Source organism: Azospirillum sp. BE72 (genome assembly GCF_031455875.1).
Classification (GTDB): domain Bacteria; phylum Pseudomonadota; class Alphaproteobacteria; order Azospirillales; family Azospirillaceae; genus Azospirillum.
In genome coordinates this window covers 874,776-892,696 of sequence record NZ_JAVDTO010000001.1, presented here as the reverse complement: position 1 = coordinate 892,696, position 17,921 = coordinate 874,776, and the positions used below count along the sequence as shown (strand labels likewise).

General features: G+C 67.0%; 16 protein-coding genes. 10 read left to right on the top strand and 6 right to left on the bottom strand.

What is annotated here, in order from left to right:
* Positions 1 to 374: 374 nt before the first annotated feature.
* The gene (gene lpxC, locus J2Y49_RS04410) at positions 375 to 1,310 is read left to right on the top strand and encodes a UDP-3-O-acyl-N-acetylglucosamine deacetylase (protein WP_310112710.1); all 936 of its coding nucleotides are present in this window, start codon (positions 375 to 377) and stop codon (positions 1,308 to 1,310) included.
* A 444-nt stretch (positions 1,311 to 1,754) separates the two neighbouring features.
* Here the strand turns inward: lpxC and J2Y49_RS04405 are convergent, their stop codons facing one another.
* Together J2Y49_RS04405 and ligA are read right to left on the bottom strand one after the other, a co-directional pair.
* On the bottom strand, positions 1,755 to 2,174 hold the full coding sequence (locus J2Y49_RS04405; protein ID WP_310112709.1) for a bacteriohemerythrin: 420 nt from the start codon (positions 2,172 to 2,174) through the stop codon (positions 1,755 to 1,757).
* A gap of 209 nt (positions 2,175 to 2,383) precedes the next feature.
* The gene (ligA, locus tag J2Y49_RS04400; RefSeq protein ID WP_310112708.1) at positions 2,384 to 4,750 is read right to left on the bottom strand and encodes an NAD-dependent DNA ligase LigA; all 2,367 of its coding nucleotides are present in this window, start codon (positions 4,748 to 4,750) and stop codon (positions 2,384 to 2,386) included.
* Between the two features lie 165 nt (positions 4,751 to 4,915).
* On the opposite strand from ligA, the gene J2Y49_RS04395 reads away from it, so the two are divergent.
* Complete coding sequence (locus J2Y49_RS04395) at positions 4,916 to 5,434, top strand: hypothetical protein (RefSeq protein ID WP_310112707.1); 519 nt, start codon at positions 4,916 to 4,918, stop codon at positions 5,432 to 5,434.
* Positions 5,435 to 5,634: 200 nt separating this feature from the next.
* Here the strand turns inward: J2Y49_RS04395 and guaB are convergent, their stop codons facing one another.
* From guaB to J2Y49_RS04375, 4 genes are all read right to left on the bottom strand, one after another.
* Complete coding sequence (gene guaB / locus J2Y49_RS04390; RefSeq protein ID WP_310112706.1) at positions 5,635 to 7,113, bottom strand: IMP dehydrogenase; 1,479 nt, start codon at positions 7,111 to 7,113, stop codon at positions 5,635 to 5,637.
* Positions 7,114 to 7,211: 98 nt separating this feature from the next.
* Positions 7,212 to 7,928, bottom strand: coding sequence for an RlmE family RNA methyltransferase (locus J2Y49_RS04385; RefSeq protein ID WP_310112705.1), 717 nt, complete (start codon positions 7,926 to 7,928; stop codon positions 7,212 to 7,214).
* Between the two features lie 94 nt (positions 7,929 to 8,022).
* Positions 8,023 to 9,033, bottom strand: coding sequence for a Ppx/GppA phosphatase family protein (locus tag J2Y49_RS04380; protein WP_310112703.1), 1,011 nt, complete (start codon positions 9,031 to 9,033; stop codon positions 8,023 to 8,025).
* Between the two features lie 125 nt (positions 9,034 to 9,158).
* Complete coding sequence (locus J2Y49_RS04375; RefSeq protein ID WP_310112701.1) at positions 9,159 to 10,382, bottom strand: ABC transporter substrate-binding protein; 1,224 nt, start codon at positions 10,380 to 10,382, stop codon at positions 9,159 to 9,161.
* A 97-nt stretch (positions 10,383 to 10,479) separates the two neighbouring features.
* Between J2Y49_RS04375 and J2Y49_RS04370 the strand changes: the two genes are divergently transcribed.
* The 8 genes from J2Y49_RS04370 (at position 10,480) to eis (ending at position 17,841) form a co-directional block, all read left to right on the top strand.
* Entirely contained in the window at positions 10,480 to 10,668 is a 189-nt protein-coding gene (locus J2Y49_RS04370) for a hypothetical protein (RefSeq protein ID WP_310112699.1), read from the top strand.
* A 267-nt stretch (positions 10,669 to 10,935) separates the two neighbouring features.
* On the top strand, positions 10,936 to 12,282 hold the full coding sequence (locus J2Y49_RS04365; RefSeq protein ID WP_310112697.1) for an AarF/UbiB family protein: 1,347 nt from the start codon (positions 10,936 to 10,938) through the stop codon (positions 12,280 to 12,282).
* 208 nt (positions 12,283 to 12,490) lie between these two features.
* A complete protein-coding gene (gene queA, locus J2Y49_RS04360; RefSeq protein WP_310112695.1) occupies positions 12,491 to 13,519 on the top strand; it encodes a tRNA preQ1(34) S-adenosylmethionine ribosyltransferase-isomerase QueA in 1,029 nt (342 codons plus the stop codon).
* Positions 13,516 to 14,730, top strand: coding sequence for a tRNA guanosine(34) transglycosylase Tgt (gene tgt, locus J2Y49_RS04355; protein ID WP_310112693.1), 1,215 nt, complete (start codon positions 13,516 to 13,518; stop codon positions 14,728 to 14,730). The genes queA and tgt overlap by 4 nt, the downstream gene beginning before the upstream one ends.
* On the top strand, positions 14,723 to 15,187 hold the full coding sequence (gene queF, locus J2Y49_RS04350; RefSeq protein WP_310112692.1) for a preQ(1) synthase: 465 nt from the start codon (positions 14,723 to 14,725) through the stop codon (positions 15,185 to 15,187). The genes tgt and queF overlap by 8 nt, the downstream gene beginning before the upstream one ends.
* Positions 15,174 to 16,259, top strand: coding sequence for a tRNA epoxyqueuosine(34) reductase QueG (gene queG / locus J2Y49_RS04345; protein ID WP_310112691.1), 1,086 nt, complete (start codon positions 15,174 to 15,176; stop codon positions 16,257 to 16,259). The genes queF and queG overlap by 14 nt, the downstream gene beginning before the upstream one ends.
* 84 nt (positions 16,260 to 16,343) lie before the next feature.
* Positions 16,344 to 16,649, top strand: a complete 306-nt coding sequence (locus tag J2Y49_RS04340) for a hypothetical protein (protein WP_310112690.1) — start codon at positions 16,344 to 16,346, stop codon at positions 16,647 to 16,649.
* Entirely contained in the window at positions 16,636 to 17,841 is a 1,206-nt protein-coding gene (gene eis, locus J2Y49_RS04335; RefSeq protein ID WP_310113296.1) for a GNAT family N-acetyltransferase, read from the top strand. Before J2Y49_RS04340 ends, eis begins: the two co-directional genes overlap by 14 nt.
* Positions 17,842 to 17,921 lie beyond the last annotated feature (80 nt).

Below are 17,921 nucleotides of genomic sequence, written 5' to 3'. Positions count from 1 at the left end.
GACCGCCGCGGACTCTCCCGCGGCGGTCGGCCGATCCCGGCGAAAGCCGGAGATAACCGCCGGCGCCGCAGCCTCCTAATCGCGGCGCCGACGGCTCCACAACCTGACCGAACCTCTCGGACCCCGGGACGCCTCCGTGCGTTTCCGGGGATTTTTTATTGCATCACTATTGTGCGTATACCCGATTGCTTGTGATCCGCGCCTCTTTTGCCCTGCAACAAACGGTAACAATGAGTGATTTGCCGATTTCCGAGCCCCGGTGTTACCTATCAGCATGGTCGAAAGCGAAAGCCGCCGACGCGATGATCTCCCAAGATCATGCGGCGCGGCATCGCCGGGAACCTCCCCTTCATGACCAAGATGGAAAAGACATCGTGGCCAACAATCGCAGCAACGCGGACGGCATGTTCCAGCAGACCCTGAAGAAGTCGGTGACGATCGCCGGCGTCGGTCTGCATTCGGGCGTCATCGTCACGCTGACGATTTCCCCGGCCGATGCGAATTCCGGGATCACCTTCCATCGCACCGACTTCCGTGGTGCCGCCGCCGTCATTCCGGCGCGCTGGGACACGGTGGTCGACACCCGTCTGTGCACCGTGATCGGTAACGAACATGGCACCACCGTCGGCACGATCGAGCATCTGATGTCCGCGCTGGCCGGCTGCGGCATCGACAATGCCGTCGTTTCGCTGGACGGCATCGAGGTGCCGATCATGGACGGCAGCGCCGCCCCCTTCGTCGCCGCCATCGAACAGGCCGGCATCGCCGTGCAGAAGGCCCCGCGCCGCGTCATCCGCATCCTGAAGCCGGTCGTCATCGGCGACGGCGTGAAGAGCGCGTCCTTCACCCCCGACATCGCGACCACCTACAGCTTCGAGATCGACTTCGACAGCGCCGCCATCTCCCGTCAGGCGCATGCGCTGGAGATCGACACCGACAGCTTCAAGGACGAGATCAGCCGCGCCCGCACCTTCGGCTTCCTGCATGAGGTCGAGGGGCTGCGCAAGATGGGCCTCGCCCGCGGCGGCTCGCTGGACAACGCGGTGGTCATCTCCGGCGACACGGTGATGAACGCCGAGGGCCTGCGCTTCACCGACGAGTTCGTGCGCCACAAGATCCTGGACGCCGTCGGCGACCTGTATCTGGCTGGTGCGCCCATTGTCGGGCATTTCCATGGCGTGCGCTCCGGCCACGCCCTGAACAACCAGCTGCTGCGTGCGCTGTTCGCCGACCGCAGCGCCTGGCGCTATGAGACGGCGGTGTCGCTTCCGGTCGCGCGCCGTGGTTTGGAGCAGCTGGCGGTCGCTTGACGACAGCCTGTTCTCGATTGGGCCGGTTTTCGATTGGGTTTGCCCCTGCCTCCCCCACCGGGGAGGGCTTTTTCTTTGCGCGCACTCCCCTCCCCTTCCGTCGGCCAGAGGCGTGCGAAAGAAAAAGCGCCCTCCCCTCTCGGGTTGGGCGCTCACCGGATTTTCGTGGCTGCTCACGCTTTTCTGAATTGTTTCAGTATTTTAGATAATTTTCTTCAGATGATGCTTCGAGAGCACTTGCGTTAAGCCCCTCCCCCCTTGCGGGAGAGGGGTTGGGGTGAGGGGGGCGCAAACTAATGTTTCCAGTCGCCTACGGCCCTTACACCCCTCATCCCAACCCACGGGTCGGTAAAACGCCGTTGGCGTTTGGCCGATCCCGCCCCGCAAGGGGAGAAGGACTATTGGCGTGCCATGGTCTCGACCAGATTGAAAGTTCCTCTCCCCCTACTCCGCCACCGCCAGTTCCGCTTCGCTGCCGGCATATTCGCCGAAGCGGGTGTCTTCCTTCAGGATGTGCTTACCGAGCCAATCGGAGCAAAAGAGGAAAACCTCCTCGCCACTGATGCTGCCGCCGTTGGCCCGGAAGTCATCGCGGTAGCTTTCGACCTGCCGGGTCAGATTGTCGTGCAGAGCCTTGTGTGCGGCGAAGGTCGGGTAGTTCAGGCGCTGCATCTGCGCCTCCTCCTCCGCAAAATGGTGGCGGGTGTAGGCGATCAGTTCATCCATGATCGCTTCGATCAAGGCGGGGTCCTGGCGGTTGGCGTCGTCATACAGCTTGTTGACGATGGCGATCAGGACGCGGTGATCCTCGTCCAGAGCGTCGTTGCCGACGCTCATCCAGCGCGACCACTGAATTGGCTCCATGGCGTTTCCTTCGTCCCCCTTCGTTGGGTGCCGGGCAGGTAGGTGCGGGCGTTGGCCGCCCGTCGACCCCGCCCTGATCCAGGGTCGGGCCGCCTGCTTGGCATCGTTTCGCTTCTGACCATAAGCGTTGTCTGATCTCACTCCCCCTGCCTCCGTCCGTCAATCCGAGCGAACGGAGATGCGACATTTTGGCTAAGGCCGGCATCCGGTCAGCCGCCGATCTTGGCCAGCCATTCATCCTCGGTCAGGATCTCGACACCCACCTCCTTGGCCTTGGCGGCCTTGCTGCCGGCGTCTGCCCCGGCGACCAGATAGTCGGTCTTGCCGGAGACCGAACCGGCGACCTTGGCACCCAGCGATTCGGCCCGCGCCTTGGCCTCCGAGCGGGTCATCCGCTCCAGCGTACCGGTAAAGACCACCGTCTTGCCGGCGATGGGTGAGTTGCTGGCCTTCGGCGCCTCGGCCGCCAGCACGGTCAGCCGCTCCATCAGACCGCGGACGATGACGAGGTTGCGCTCCTCCGCGAAGAAGCCGGCGAGTTCCTCCGCCGCGACCTCGCCGACATCGGGGGTGGCGACCAGGTCGAGCCAGGGCTGCCCCGGCACCTGCGCCGTCGCGCGCTCCATCGCCGCCCGCCAGTCGGCGAGAGTGCCGTAGCGGGTGGCCAGCGCCTGGGCCGCGCGCGTGTTCAGCCGCTTGATGCCGAGCGAGCTGATGACCGTCTCCAGCCGCAGTGCTTCGCTGCCGGCATAGAAGTCCAGCTTGGCCGCATTTTCCGGATCGGCGAACCAGGCGAGGATGGTGTCGGCGGTGACCGGGCCGACGCCACTCAACGCATGCAGGTCGCGCCACTCCTGCCCCGGCATGGCCTGTTCCGCCGCCAGCATGCCGTCGACCCAGCCCTGCATGGTCTTATACTGGCGGGCCAGCGACTTCGCCGTCACTTCGCCGACATGGCGGATGCCGAGCGCGTAGATCACCCGGTGCAGGTCGATACCGCTGCGGCGCTGTTCGATCGCCTTGAACAGGTTCTGGACCGATTTCTCCTTCCAGCCCGGCCGGCCGATCAGTTCGACCCGGCCTTCCAGGGTGAAGATATCCGCCGGTGACTTGATGAAGCCCTCGTCCCAGAACTCCTCGATGATCTTCTCGCCCAGCCCTTCGATGTCGAAGGCGTCGCGGGAGACGAAATGGCGCAGCCGTTCCTTCGCCTGGGCCGCGCAGATCAGGCCGCCGGTGCAGCGGCGCACCACCTCCCCCGCCTCGCGGATGGCGAGGCTGCCGCAGACCGGGCAGGTCTCCGGCGCGACATAGGTCACGGAGTCGGCGGGGCGCTGGGACAGCACCACCTCCACCACCTGCGGGATGACGTCGCCGGCGCGCTGGACGACCACGAGGTCGCCGACGCGGATGTCCTTGCGGGCGATCTCGTCCTCGTTGTGCAGGGTGGCGCGGCTGACCACGACGCCGCCGACGGTGATGTCCTCCAGCTCGGCGACGGGGGTCAGCGCGCCGGTGCGGCCGACCTGGATGGTGATCGCCTTCAGCCTTGTCTGCGCCTGTTCCGCCGGAAATTTATGGGCGATGGCCCAGCGCGGCGCCCGGCTGACGAAGCCCAGCCGCTGCTGAAGCTCCAGGCTGTCGACCTTGTAGACGACGCCGTCGATGTCGAAGGGAAGGCCCGCGCGCCGCCGGCCGATACCCTCGTAATAGGCCAGCAGCTTGTCCCTGCCGTCGCACAGCTCCGCCGGGCGGTTCAGTTGGAAGCCCCAGCCCTTCAGCCGCTCGCGGATGCGCCATTGCGTCTCGGCGATCGATTCCGACACCTCGCCCAGCGCATAGCCGAAGAAGCAGAGAGGCCGGCCGGCGGTGATGGAGGGATCGAGCTGGCGCAGGCTGCCGGCCGCCGCGTTGCGCGGGTTGGCGAACAGTTGCTCCCCCTTTTCCGCACGGGCGGCGTTCATCGCCAGGAAGTCGTCGCGGTTCATATAGACCTCGCCGCGGACCTCCAGCACATTGGGGAAGGGGGCCGGCAGGCGGTGCGGCACGTCGCGGATGGTGCGGACATTGGCCGTGACGTTCTCGCCCTCCGCCCCATCGCCGCGGGTGGCGGCCAGCACCAGCTCACCACGCTCGTAACGCAGGGAGCAGGACAGGCCGTCGATCTTCGGCTCCGCCACGAAGGTCAGCGGCGCCTCGTCGGACAGGCCGAGGAAGCGGCGGACGCGGGCGTCGAATTCCGCCACATCCTCGGGCGCGAAGGCGTTGCCCAGCGACAGCATCGGAATGGCATGGCGCACCTTGCCGAAGCCGGCGGCAGGGGCGGCGCCGACGCGCAGGCTGGGCGAATCGGCGCGGCGCAGGTCGGGGAAGCGCGTCTCGATGGCGAGGTTGCGGCGGACCAGCGCGTCATACTCGGCGTCGGAGACCTCCGGCTGGTCCTGCTGGTGATAGAGCCGGTCATGGTGGGCGATCTCGGCGGCCAGCGCCGCCAGTTCCGCCGCCGCCTGATCCGGCGTCAGCGCCTCGACATCGATGCTGCGGGGATTGGGCGGCGTGTCGAACAGGTCCTGCATGGCGCGTCTCGTGACGAATCGGGGGCTTCCGAAGAAGGGCCGCGCAGGATAGCGCCTGCAGATCGGTTTCGGGAGTCTGTCGGGACGGACACTGCGCATCGGGGCGACGGGCGGCCGGAGTGCCTATATACTGACGGGCACATCTTTTCGGAGTCCGCCTGCCTGATGAGCAAAGCCCATCTCCCGGACCTGCGCATCGACGACCGCATGATCGTCGCCGCCGCTCTGGACCGCATCCTCTACGACGATCCCGATCATTTCGCGGCGGAGGACGCGCGCACCGTCCGCCGCCTGATCCCGCACGGCCGCTCCGGTTGGCTGCGGCTGGGATTCCGTGCCGAGTCCCAGGGCCCCTCGATGAAGGGCGAGGCCGCCGGGGTCGGCGACGTGCGGATGGAGGGCGACAAGAAGGTGGTGGAGGGCAGCGTCGGCGAATCGACCGCCTGGCGCTGCGGCCAGTACAAGATCACCAACCATGGCGGCGACCTGGAAATCTGGCAGGTGATGAGCGACGAATACGCGCCGGAGCCGAAGGGCGCCCGCCTGGAATTCGACGCGCACGGCGAGCCGGAACGGCTGACCTTCTTCCAGCCGCGGGACATCGAACTGCGCATTCCCTTCACCAGCATGGCCGTCGGCGTGCGGCTGGGCGGGTGGCAGTTCTGGAAGCAGGTGGCGAGTTAGACCCCCACCTATCCTCCCCCGCTGGGCAGGGGAGGGACTGCCGCCGCCTTCCCCGCAAACACGTGCCTAAACAAGGGCTTGTCTCCTCCCCCGCCCAGCTCTCGCACAAAGCTATGCTTTGTGCGAGAGCTGGGCGGGGGAGGATTAAGGTGGGGGCGATCGAAGACGGTGGTTATCCGCAAAAGCCCCCAACCTCACCTTCACCCCTGCCGGTAGTTCGGCGACTCGTTGGTGATGGTGATGTCGTGGACGTGGCTTTCACGCAGGCCGGCGTTGGTGATGCGGACGAACTGGCACTTCTCGCGCATCTCGGCGATGGAGGCGCTGCCGGTGTAGCCCATGGCCGCGCGCAGGCCGCCGACCAGCTGGTGGATGACCGCCGAAACCGGGCCCTTGTAGGGAACGCGGCCCTCGACGCCTTCCGGCACCAGCTTCATGGTCGAAACCTCCTGCTGGAAGTAACGATCCGCCGAGCCGCGCGCCATGGCGCCGACCGAGCCCATGCCGCGATAGCTCTTGTAGGAACGCCCCTGGAACAGGATGACCTCGCCCGGGCTCTCGTCGGTGCCGGCGAACAGGCTGCCCAGCATGGCGACGCTGGCGCCGCCGGCAATGGCCTTGGCCAGATCGCCCGAATACTTGATGCCGCCGTCGGCGATCACCGGAATGCCGTGCTTCTCGCACTCGTCCACCACATCCATGACCGCAGTCAGCTGCGGCACGCCGACGCCGGCGATGATGCGGGTGGTGCAGATGGAGCCCGGACCGATGCCGACCTTGACGGCGTCCGCGCCGGCGTCGATCAGCGCCCTGGCCGCTTCGGCGGTGGCGACGTTGCCGGCGATCACCTGGGTGTAGCTGGACATGGCGCGGGCGGCGCGGACCTGCTCCAGCACCTTGGCGGAGTGGCCGTGCGCGGTATCGACCACCAGCACGTCGACACCGGCGTCGAACAGGGCCTCGGCGCGGGCAAGACCGTCACTGCCGGTGCCGGTGGCGGCGGCGACGCGCAGGCGGCCCTTGCTGTCCTTGCAGGCGTTCGGATAGGCCTGGGCCTTCTCGATGTCCTTGACGGTCACGAGGCCGATGCAGCGGTAATCCTCGTCGACGACCAGCAGCTTCTCGATGCGGTGCTGGTGGAGCAGGCGCTTGCCTTCCTCCTGGCTTACGCCCTCGCGGACGGTCACCAGCTCCTTGGTCATCAGTTCGCTGACCGGCTGGTTGGGATCGGTGGCGAAGCGGACGTCGCGGTTGGTCAGCATGCCGACCAGCTTGCCGCTGCCGAGCTGGTCGCGGCTTTCCACCACCGGGATGCCGGAAATGCGGTGGTCGGCCATCAGCTGCAGCGCGTCGGCCAGCGTGGCGTTCGGCGTGATGGTGATCGGGTTGACGACCATGCCCGATTCGAACCGCTTGACCTTGCGGACCTCTTCGGCCTGCTGCTCGATGGTCAGGTTGCGGTGGACGACGCCGATGCCGCCGGCCTGGGCCATGGCGATGGCGAGACGGCTCTCGGTCACCGTGTCCATCGCCGAGGACATCAGCGGGATGCCCAACTCGATGGTCTTCGTCAGTCTTGTCCGGGTGTCCACGTCGTTCGGCAGGACCGAGCTTTCGGCCGGAACCAGCAGCACGTCGTCGAAGGTCAGGGCTTCGCGGATTTTGGTGTCGCGCGCCATGTGTGAATCTCCCGGAAGATAAACGTGGCGCACTTATACACAAGACCATGGGCTTGTGAACCCGTGCGCACACAGCATCTGTTATGCAAGTGCGAAAATCAGCGAATGTCGCCGTTCGCGCTGCCGCCGCGGAAGCCGGTGGCGACGACGTAGGTCTCCGACGACTCCGCACGGCTGGCCGGCGGCTTGGCGTGCTTGACCTGGGCGAAGTCGCGCCGCAGCCGGTCGAGCAGCGAGCGCTCCGCCCCGCCCTGGAACAGCTTGGCGACGAAGGCGCCGCCGGGGGCCAGCACCTCCTCCGCGAAATCGTAAGCCGCCTCGGCCAGACCCATGATGCGGAGGTGATCGGTCTGCTGGTGGCCGGTGGTCGGCGCGGCCATGTCGCTCAGCACCAGGTCGGCCGGGCCGCCCAGCGCTTCCTTCAGCGCTTCCGCAGCCCCCTCCTCAAGGAAGTCGGCCTGCATGGTGGTGGCGCCGGGGACCGGATCCATGGGGAGGATGTCGAGCCCGACGACCTTCCAGCCGTCCTTGGCGGTCTGAACCTTCTCCACCGCGATCTGGGTCCAGCCGCCGGGGGCGGCACCCAGATCGACCACGCGCATGCCGGGGCCGAGCAGGCGGAACTTCTCGTCCAGCTGCAGCAGCTTGAACGCGGCGCGCGAGCGGTAGCCGCGCTTGGTCGCCTCGGCCACATAGGGGTCGTTCAGGTGGCGCTCCAGCCAGCGCTTGGAGGATTCCGTGCGCTTGCCGGCGGTCTTCACACGGACCGTGGCACGGCGCCCGCCCGGGCGCGTCGACGGAGTCTTTTCGGTCATGATCGCTGCAGTTCCTCGGTCATCCGGCACGGGCGGGGAGCCTTCTCCCCTGCCCGGCCCATACAAATTCCGGCCGCTCGCCGGCCAAATCCGGTCACTCGCCGGCGGCCCCCATCAGGTCCACCAGAATTCCTTCGCGCAAGCCGCGGTCGGCGATGCGCAGCCGTTCCACCGGCCACACGTCGCACAGCGCGTCCAGAACGGCGCAGCCGGCGACCACCAGATCGGCGCGGTCCTGCCCGATGCAGGGATGGCGGGCACGGCCGTCGAAATCCTGGGAGACCAGATGGTCGATCACCGTGCGGGCATGGTCCACGCGCAGATAACTGCCGTCCACCGCCCGCCGGTCGTAGCGGCAGAGCCCCAGATGCACACCGGCCAGCGTCGTCACCGTACCGGAGGTGCCCAGCATCTGCACCTTGCCGGCGGCGATGCGGTCCTGGATGCGGTTGCGCGCCTCGAACGGGGCGATGGCGTCGGCCACAGCCTCCACCATCTGGTCGTAGTTGACGCGGGTGACGTCGGGGCCGCCATATTCCTCGGTCAGGCCGATCACGCCGCAGCGGATGGAGGTCTGGTCCAGCAGGCGCGGCACCCGCCCCTTCTCCACCGCCAGCCACATCAGTTCGGTGGAGCCGCCGCCGATGTCGAACACGATGGCATAGGGATGCGTCGGCTCCAGCAGCGCGGCGCAGCCGGCGAGCGCCAGCCGCCCTTCCTCCTGGCTGGAGATGATCTCCAGCGCGATGCCGGTCTCGCGCTCCACCGCTTCGACGAAGGCGGTGCCGTTTGCGGCGCGGCGGCAGGCCTCCGTGCCTACGGCACGCACCGCGGTAACCCCGCGGCGCTCGATCTTGGAGCCGCAGACCCGCAGAGCCGCGATGGTGCGTTCCATCGCCGGCTCCGACAGATGGTCGTTGCGGCTCAGCCCCTCGCCCAGCCGGACGATGCGGGAAAAGGCGTCGATGACGCGGAAACCGCCGGGTGCGGATTTGGCGATCAGCAGCCGGCAATTGTTGGTGCCGAGGTCCAGCGCGGCGAAGACCGGGCGCACCAGCGCCGACGAACGCAACCGTCCGGTGTCGTTCTGTCGTTCGCTTTGCACCTGTAGATCCACGTACCGTCCCCGCTGCGCCTAAAGAGCGGAGTGTAACCCGGATCGCGGTCCGGCGGGAACCCCTCTCGACCCCGATCCCGCCGGCGACGCCCCGCAGGTCACCCCTGCGCCGGTTACTGGGCTTTGACGAAGGGGCAGGCGCTGGTTTCCAGCGGCAGGAAGGCTTCGGCCGCCGGGATGCTGCGGATCTGCTTGTAGTAGTCCCACGGCGCCTTGCTCTCCGCCGGGGTCTTCACCTGGTACAGATCAAGGTCGTACAGCACGCGGCCGTCCTTGCGGATGCTGCCGGGGGTGCCGAAATAATCGGTCGGCATCGCCTTCATCGCGGCGGTGACCGCCTCGGCGTCGATGGTGCCCGCCGCCTTCACGCCCTTCAACCAGTGCAGGGTGGCGAGATAGGTGTTGGCCTGCTCCTTGGTCGGCATCTTGCCGTGGCGCTCGAAGAAGCGCTTGGCCCATGCCCGCGTCCGGTCGTTGCGGTCCCAATAGAAGCCGCTGGTGACATACAGCCCCTTGGCGAGGTCGAGCCCCAGCGAGTGGATGTCTGTGATGAAGACGATGTAGCCGACCAGCCGCTGCCCGGATTCGGTCAGCCCGAATTCGCCAGCCTGCTTGATGGTGCCGATGGTCTCGGCGCCGACATTGGCGAGCGCCACCACCTTGGCGCCGCTGCCCTGGGCGTTCAGCAGGTAGGACCCGAAATCGCTGGTGCCCATCGGGTGGCGCACGCCGCCGACCACCGTGCCGCCGGCCTGTTTGATCGCCTCGGTCGCGGCCTTCTCCATCGCCGTGCCGAAGGCGAAATCGGCGGTGATGAAGTACCAGCTGGTGCCGCCCGACTGCACCACCGCCTTGGTCGTGCCGACCGCCAGCGACGCCGTGTCGTCCGCCCAATGAATGCTGTAGGGCGAGCATTGGGCATTGGTCAGCTCGGTCGTCGTCGCGGCGCTGATCATCAGCACCTTCTTCTTCTCGCGCGCCACCGCCTGCACCGCCAGCGCCACGGAGGAGACCGGGATGTCGGTCACCATGTCGACGCCATCGACGTCGAACCAGCTGCGCACGATGTTGGACGCCACGTCCGGCTTGTTCTGCATGTCGGCGGACAGCACCTCCACCGGCCGGCCGAGCACGGAACCGCCGAAATCCTCCACTGCCATCCGGGTGGCGAGCACGGCCCCCCTGCCGCCGATGTCAGACGCGAAGCCCGCCTCGTCCGCCAGCACGCCGATGCGCACCGGCTTCGCGGTCTGAGCCAGAGCGGGAAACGCCGCAGCGGACAACACCGTCGTGGCAAGCAGCGCCGCCAGTGCGAAAGGCCTCAGCAACCGACCCATGCGATCCTCCCCATCCTTGGTCTTGCGTGACGGGTGCGCGCCGGCCTGCGGCGTCCCGCCGCACCGTCAGTTTCCGTGGATAGCGGGATTTGGTTTCATGCGCAAACAGTATCGTTTGAAACGTATTGCTGGAGAGCTCTCCGCAAAACAAAAGCCCTCGCTCCGAGATGAAGCGAGGGCTTTCGCAGCGGGCATCCATGGCCCGGATGAAGTCGCCAATCAGGCGAAGGAATTCGAAACTGAAACCTCAGTCATATCGGCCGAGAAGTTCGGCACAATCAGGTAAGCGCCGGTGGAGTCATGATCTTACTCACCCTCCCTGGTATCGGTCTCTACTGCTCCGTCCAAGCTATCAGCTTGACCGGTTAGGCGTTTCCGAATTTCGCTCACTTCACCTCGGCGTTGATTACTGCAAGACGAAGCCTGCCCCTCTTTCCGGAGGCTGTCAAGAAAATCGCACATTGCGGCGCAGCACCATCCGGGGGACATCGGTCGGCAGTCTCCGATCGGGGGAGGACTGGCCTTTTGCCAGGGGCGCACCCACCTTGTGGGCATGCCGGAACACGATGAGAACACATGGGGCGGACGGGTCGCGCGATATGCGCGGGTCGGCACCGCCGTTGGCGGGCTGGCCGCGCGGCTGGCGGGCGAGCGCGTGCTGGGAATCCGCGTTGAGCGCGAACGCCATGCGGCGGAGCTGCGGGCGGCGCTGGGTGGTCTGAAGGGGCCGCTGATGAAGGTGGCGCAGATCCTGTCCACCATCCCCGACGCCCTGCCGAAGGAGTACACCCAGGAATTGGCGCAGCTTCAGGCCGACGCGCCGTCGATGGGCTGGCCCTTCGTCAAGCGGCGGATGGCGAGCGAGCTTGGCCCCAACTGGCAGTCGCGGTTCCAGAGCTTCGAGCACACGGCCGCCGCCGCCGCGTCGCTGGGCCAGGTCCACAAGGCCATCGGCCCCGATGGGCGGGAGCTTGCCTGCAAGCTGCAATATCCCGACATGGCCTCGGCGGTGGAGGCCGATTTGCGGCAGCTGGGCCTGATCTTCGCGATCTTCGAGCGCACCGACAGCGCCATCTCCACCCGCCAGATCCAGAAGGAAATCGGCGCCCGCCTGCGCGAGGAACTGGATTACGAGCGGGAGGCCAAACACGCGCGCCTTTATCAATCGATGCTGGCCGGCACACAGGGCGTCCATGTGCCGGACGTGGTGCCGGAGTTGTCGACCAAGCGGCTGCTGACCATGGGGTGGGTGCATGGCCGCAAGATCCTGGACTTCGTCGCCGAGCATCCCGAGGCGCGCGACGAGCTGGCGATGAACATGTTCCGCGCCTGGTACGTGCCCTTCTACAATTACGGCGTCATCCATGGCGACCCGCATCTGGGCAACTACACGGTCCGGCCCGACCGGTCGATCAACCTGCTCGATTTCGGCTGCATCCGCGTCTTCAAGCCCAGCTTCGTCAAGGGCGTGATCGACCTCTACAACGCGTTGCGCACCGAGAACCGCGAGCAGGCGGTGGAAGCCTATCGCACCTGGGGCTTCGTCAACCCGTCGAACGAACTGGTCGACGTGCTGAACATCTGGGCGCGCTTCGTCTACGCCCCGATCATGGAAGACCGCCAACGCAAGATCGAGGAGACCAACGGCGGCCATTACGGCCGCGAGACGGCGGGCAAGGTCCATGCCGAGCTTCGCCGCGTCGGCGGAGTCGAGATCCCGCGCGAGTTCGTCTTCATGGACCGCGCCGCGGTGGGGCTTGGCTCGGTCTTCCTGCATCTGAAGGCGGAGCTGAACTGGTACCAGATGTTCCAGGGGCTGATCCGCGACTTCGACGTCGATGTGCTGACGGCACGGCAGAGCGCGGCGCTGGCGGCGCAGGGGCTGCCGCAGGCGGAGTGAGGAGGGGGACTCGGATTTCTTGCGGCGTAGACCCCCACCTAACCTCCCCCGCTGGGTGGGGGAGGGACTGCTGCTGAACGTCGACAAAGGTCCATTTCCCTCTCCTGCCCAGCAGGGGAGGGTCAGGGTGGGGGTCTAACGTCGCAAGAAGCCAACCCCCCAAACCCTTCCCATCCGCCCACCGTTCAGTCTATAGCTTGCCCCTCCCATGAAGACCGCCGATTTCGACTTCGACCTGCCGCCCGACCGGATCGCCGAGCATCCCGTCCGGCCGCGTGACGCCGCCCGCCTGCTGGAGGTGGGTTCCTCCTTGCGCGACCTCATCGTGCGGGACCTGCCGACGCTGTTGCAGCCGGGCGACCTGATGGTCGTCAACGACACCCGCGTCATCCCCGCCCGGCTCGATGGCCGGCGCGGTGAGGTGGCGGTGGAGATCACGCTGCACAAGCGGCTGGGCGAACGGGAATGGGCGACCTTCTCCAAGCCCGGCAAGCGGCTGAAGCCCGGTGACACCATCGTCATCGCGGAAGACTTCAGCGCCGAGGTGATCGCCAAGGACGGCATGGAGGTGCGTCTGCGCTTCTCCGCCGGTGGGGCGGAGCTGATGGAGTCTCTGCACCGCCATGGCCGGATGCCGCTGCCGCCCTACATCCGCCGCAAGGCCGACGAGGGCGACAACGCCGATTACCAGACCGTCTTCGCCGCGCGCGAGGGCGCCGTCGCCGCCCCCACCGCCGGGCTGCACTTCACGCCCGAGCTGCTGGCGGCACTGGATGCGCGCGGGGTGCGGCGGGTTCCGGTCACCCTGCATGTCGGCGCCGGCACCTTCCTGCCGGTGAAGGTCGACGACATCGCCGACCACAAGATGCACAGCGAATGGGGAGAAATCTCTCCCGAGACCGCCGCCGCGGTGAACGAGACGCGCAAGGCCGGCGGCCGGATCGTTTCGGTCGGCACCACCGCGCTGCGCATCCTGGAGACGGCGGGGCAGCCGGACGGGACGCTGGTCCCCTTCAGCGGCGACACCGACATCTTCATCACCCCCGGCTACCGTTTCCGCATCGTCGATCTGCTGTGGACCAACTTCCACCTGCCGAAATCGACCCTGTTCATGCTGGTCTGCGCCTTCGCCGGCTACGACCGCATGCGGGCGGCCTATGGGCACGCCATCGACACCAACTATCGCTTCTTTAGCTACGGCGACGCCTCGCTGCTGCACAGGACGGACCCATCATGACCGGCATCGGCTTTGACCTTCTGGCGACCGACGGGCGGGCGCGGCGCGGCCGCGTGACCACCGCCCACGGCACCATCGAGACGCCGGCCTTCATGCCGGTCGGCACCGCCGCGACGGTGAAGGCGATGACCACCGACGCGGTGGCCTCGACCGGTGCGGAAATCCTGCTGGGCAACACCTACCACCTGATGCTGCGCCCGACGGCGGAGCGGGTGGCCCAGCTGGGCGGCCTGCACCGTTTCATGAACTGGGACAAGCCGATCCTGACCGACAGCGGCGGCTTCCAGGTGATGAGCCTGTCCGACCTGCGCACCATGTCGGAGGAAGGCGTCACCTTCAAATCGCACCTGGACGGCAGCCGCCACCACCTGACGCCGGAACGCTCGATCCAGATCCAGCACATGCTGGACAGCAACATCACCATGTGCCTGGACGAGTGCACGCCCTTCCCCGCCACGGAAGCGCAGGCCGAATCATCCATGCGCCTGTCGATGCGCTGGGCGCGGCGCAGCAAGGACGCCTTCGTCGAGCGGCCGGGCTACGGCCTGTTCGGCATCGTCCAGGGCGGCATCTATCCGGAGCAGCGGGCGGAGAGCGTCGCCGCCCTGACCGACATCGGCTTTGACGGCTACGCCATCGGCGGGCTGGCGGTCGGCGAGGGCCAGGAGACGATGTTCCGCGTGCTCGACTTCACAGAGCCGCTGATGGTCAAGGACCGGCCGCGCTACCTGATGGGCGTCGGCCGGCCAAGCGACCTGATCGGCGCCGTGCGGCGCGGCGTCGACATGTTCGACTGCGTGATGCCGACCCGTTCGGGCCGCACCGGTCAGGCCTTCGTCCGCCGCGGCACCATCAACATCCGCAATGCCCGCCATGCCCATGACGAGCGCCCGCTCGACGCCGAATGCGGCTGTCCCGCTTGCCGCAGCTACAGCCGGGGCTATCTGCATCATCTGTTCAAGGCGGACGAGATGCTGGGGCCGATGCTGCTGACTTGGCACAACCTGCATTACTACCAGGACGTGATGCGGACGATGCGGCAGGCCATCGCCGACGGCAACTTCGAAGAGGTCGCCGGCGCCATGGAAGCCCGCCTGAACGAGGGCGACATCGAGGCGACCGTCGACCCCATCGCCAAGCCCGGCAAGCCGCCGAAGCAAGGCCGCCCGCCCAAAGCCGAGCGGATGGCAGAGGAAAAGACCGATGACTGAAAACATCTATGCCGGCCTGACCCAGCTCGGCGGCTCCACCGTCCAGCCCAAGACCCCGGAAGAGGCGGTGCTGGAGCGGGTGCCGAACCCGAACCCCGGCGACGCCTATTGCGTGCGCTTCACCGCGCCGGAATTCACCTCGCTCTGCCCGATCACCGGCCAGCCGGACTTCGCCCATCTGATGATCGACTATGTGCCGGGCGACTGGCTGGTCGAATCGAAGTCGCTGAAGCTGTTCCTGACCAGCTTCCGCAACCACGGCGCCTTCCACGAGGCCTGCACGGTCGGCATCGCCAAGCGGCTGGTCGACGAGCTGTCGCCGGTCTGGCTGCGCATCGGCGGCTATTGGTATCCGCGCGGCGGCATCCCCATCGACGTGTTCTTCCAGACCGGCGAGCCGCCGAAGGGCGTCTGGATTCCGTCGCAGGACGTGCCGACCTACCGTGGCCGCGGCTAAGCCCGCCACCGTCCCGTCTGACCCGTCGCGCCTGCGGGAGGCGATCCGCAACCGCGCGCTGGCGGTGGGATTCGATGCGGTGGGCTTCGCCCCCGCCGCGCTGGGGCCGGAGGCGCGCGAACGCCTCGCCCGCTTCGTCGCCGAGGGACGGCACGGCGACATGGGCTGGATGGCCGAGCGCAGCGACCAGCGCAGCCATCCGCAATCGCTGTGGGACGAGGCGCGCACCGTCATCGCGCTGGGCACCAGCTACGCGCCACACGACGATCCGCGCCGGCTGGCCGAGCATCCCGACCGCGGCATCGTTTCCGTCTATGCCCGCAACCGCGATTACCACGACCTGATCAAGGGGCGGCTGAAGACGCTGGCCCAATGGCTGGCCCACCAGACCAAGGCCGGGGTGAAGGTGTTCGTCGACACCGCCCCAGTGATGGAAAAGCCGTTGGCGGCGCAGGCCGGGCTGGGATGGCAGGGCAAGCACACCAATCTGGTGTCGCGCGACCATGGCTCCTGGCTGTTTTTAGGCGAGATCTACACGACGCTGGAACTGCCGCCCGACCCGCCGGCGCGCGACCGCTGCGGCTCCTGCGACCGCTGTCAGGTCGCCTGCCCGACGGCAGCCTTTCCGGCGCCCTACCAGATCGATGCCCGGCGCTGTATCAGCTACCTGACCATCGAGCACAAGGGGCCGATCCCCGACGAACTCAAGCCGCTGATGGGCAACCGCATCTATGGCTGCGACGATTGCCTTGCCGCCTGCCCCTGGAACAAATTCGCCCGCGCGACAAACGAGCCAGCCTTCCTGCCGCGGGCCGAACTGACGGCGCCCCGGCTGGCCGATTTGGCGCAGTTGGACGATGCCGGCTTCCGGCAGGTGTTCAGCGGCTCCCCCATCAAGCGCATCGGCCGGGACCGCTTCGTCCGCAACGTGCTGATCGCCATCGGCAACAGCGGCGACCCGGCGTTGAGACCTGTGGCTGAGGCCCTGCGCGAGGATGCGAGCGATGTGGTGCGCGAGGCGGCCGCATGGGCGGCAGTTCGGTTGAGCGATGCGGCAAATTCACACGCCTGAGTGACATTTCTTCTGCGCGACGATGGCTTCCGCCTACCTTGTCGCCGCCAGCGCTGTTGCGCTATCATTCCTGCGGAGGCGTGCATGTCCAACAATGCCGAGATTCTAACCGCGATTCTGGATCTGAAGACCCACTTCGACGGCAAGTTCGATCGGGTGGAGCAGCGTCTCGACCGGGTGGAGCAGCATCTCGACCGCCTAGAGCAGCGGGCCGATGGAGTCGACCAGCGCCTGGATGACATGAACCACCGCCTCAAAGACCTGCAGATCACCACCCACAATCAGGGCGAACGCATCAGCCGGATGGAAGGCCGCCTGGACGAGCAGTCGCGCATCCTCGCTGCGCTGATCCCGACCCGCGTCGCCGCGGTGCCGCCTGCCGCCGAATGAGCGGAGACCGGCCGTTTCCCTTCCCACGCCACAATCCGACTACGGCCCGGCACATCCGGACGAACTGAGCGCAGTCGCTCGGCTGGCCCGGCTCGGCTTCGGGCTGTCGCGCGACCTGTTCGACCGCTATGCGGCTCTGTTCGGCCCCGACACCGTTCGGGTGCTGAGACGTCCGCATGGCAGCGGCACCATTCCGGTGGCCTGTGCCGCGCACTGGATGATGGACCAGTGGTTCGGCGGAAGCCCGGTTCCGGTACAGGCGGTCGCCATGGTGGCGGTCGATCCGGCCCTGCGCGGCTCCGGCCACGGCAAGGCAATGATGCGCGCCCTGCTGACGGAGGCGCGCTCCGCCGGAGCGGTCCTGTCGATCCTTTGCCCTGCCACGCTGCCATTCTATCGCGGACTGGGGTACGGGTGCGGAGGCGTCGCCTGCCAGTGGAGCGCACCGCCTGCCGCCTTCGCCACACCGCCATCCGGCGCCGCTTCCCTCCGGCCGGCGGATCCGCTCGACGCCGCCCCGCTTGCCCAGCTCCGCCGTCAATTGCTGGCAGACGGGAATGGGTTGCCGGAACGGACGGAGGCATTGTGGACGCTTGCCCTCTGTCCGGATGGCGATCCGGCCGACCTCTTCCGCGATGATGACGGATACATCGCCGTCCTGCCGCCGCGGGATCGGCGGCTTGCGGTCGCCGACCACTGCCTGCCCTCCGGCGCAACGCTGGGCGGGGCGATGAACCTGCTGGCAGGCTTCCGCGCCCAGGTGGACCGGGTAACATGGTCCGGCGGTCCCAACGACCCTCTGGCGCTCCTGGCCGGCGACGGCTTGCGGCTGGACGGACGGGAAGAATGGCTGGTCCGCCCGCTGGACGTCGCGGCGGCGCTGGAGAAACGCGGCTATCCGGCCGGCCTCACCGAATCGGCTACCTTCGAGATAAAAGATTCCTTAATTTTCAGCAATTGCGGGCGCTACCATCTTGAGGTTGCTCGATCCAGGGGGAATATCTCCCAAATCGAGCAAGTTGTTGAAGCGCCGGCCAGGATGGAGATCGGCACCTTCGCCAGTCTGTTCACCGGACACGCAAGCGCTCGCGCATTGTGGCGGGCGGGTTTGCTTCATGGTGAAGAAAAGATGATCGACCGGCTGCAGCGCATATTTTGCGGCGCGGCACCCTGGATGCCTGACCGCTTCTGAAATAAGGCTGTTTCCTGACCTGAATCAAACCGGACGTTAACCGTCCTGTGCTTCAATCGGGCAATGATCGGGAGAAAGGC

What these genes read in the sequence shown, in the direction of transcription:
- J2Y49_RS04405 (WP_310112709.1), bottom strand. Translation starts at nt 2,174, where the DNA reads ATGGAGCCAATTCAGTGGTCGCGCTGGATGAGCGTCGGCAACGACGCT.
- ligA (WP_310112708.1), bottom strand. Translation starts at nt 4,750, where the DNA reads ATGCAGGACCTGTTCGACACGCCGCCCAATCCCCGCAGCATCGATGTC.
- J2Y49_RS04395 (WP_310112707.1), top strand. Translation starts at nt 4,916, where the DNA reads ATGAGCAAAGCCCATCTCCCGGACCTGCGCATCGACGACCGCATGATC.
- guaB (WP_310112706.1), bottom strand. Translation starts at nt 7,113, where the DNA reads ATGGCGCGCGACACCAAAATCCGCGAAGCCCTGACCTTCGACGACGTG.
- J2Y49_RS04385 (WP_310112705.1), bottom strand. Translation starts at nt 7,928, where the DNA reads ATGACCGAAAAGACTCCGTCGACGCGCCCGGGCGGGCGCCGTGCCACG.
- J2Y49_RS04375 (WP_310112701.1), bottom strand. Translation starts at nt 10,382, where the DNA reads ATGGGTCGGTTGCTGAGGCCTTTCGCACTGGCGGCGCTGCTTGCCACG.
- J2Y49_RS04370 (WP_310112699.1), top strand. Translation starts at nt 10,480, where the DNA reads ATGCGCAAACAGTATCGTTTGAAACGTATTGCTGGAGAGCTCTCCGCA.
- J2Y49_RS04365 (WP_310112697.1), top strand. Translation starts at nt 10,936, where the DNA reads ATGCCGGAACACGATGAGAACACATGGGGCGGACGGGTCGCGCGATAT.
- queA (WP_310112695.1), top strand. Translation starts at nt 12,491, where the DNA reads ATGAAGACCGCCGATTTCGACTTCGACCTGCCGCCCGACCGGATCGCC.
- tgt (WP_310112693.1), top strand. Translation starts at nt 13,516, where the DNA reads ATGACCGGCATCGGCTTTGACCTTCTGGCGACCGACGGGCGGGCGCGG.
- queF (WP_310112692.1), top strand. Translation starts at nt 14,723, where the DNA reads ATGACTGAAAACATCTATGCCGGCCTGACCCAGCTCGGCGGCTCCACC.
- J2Y49_RS04340 (WP_310112690.1), top strand. Translation starts at nt 16,344, where the DNA reads ATGTCCAACAATGCCGAGATTCTAACCGCGATTCTGGATCTGAAGACC.